The sequence below is a fragment of the Psychrobacter sp. 16-MNA-CIBAN-0192 genome (assembly GCF_040309565.1).
Classification (GTDB): domain Bacteria; phylum Pseudomonadota; class Gammaproteobacteria; order Pseudomonadales; family Moraxellaceae; genus Psychrobacter.
Genome location: NZ_JBEOOX010000110.1, coordinates 1 through 290, shown reverse-complemented (window position 1 = coordinate 290; position 290 = coordinate 1). Strand labels below are relative to the sequence as shown.

Here is a 290-nt window from a genome sequence, read left to right as displayed (position 1 = left end):
ATCAAACCTTGCGCACCAACTGGTGAGCGAGCATTGGGATTAAAGGCAGACTCAGTATGCATCATGGCTTTCATAAGTCCTGGATCGACACCGTGGCGCTGCGCTGAAGCCAAAATATAGCTATCATAAGAGTTACGAGTACCGCTACTGCTTGCAGAGCTGCTCCCATAGTCATTGCTATTACTGCTACTACCACCATCATATAGACTAGAATCTTTATAATAAGTGACTTTTACTTTTTTAGTAAATTTATCAAAATTACCACTGGGATTGACGTTGGTGAGAAGTAC

At 42.1% G+C, this 290-nt stretch carries 1 protein-coding gene; it reads right to left on the bottom strand.

Annotation, left to right across the window (positions count from 1 at the left end; all coding sequences use genetic code 11):
* A partial coding sequence (locus AAEY78_RS12550) for a transglycosylase SLT domain-containing protein (protein WP_352339667.1) occupies positions 1 to 290 on the bottom strand: 290 nt, incomplete at both ends.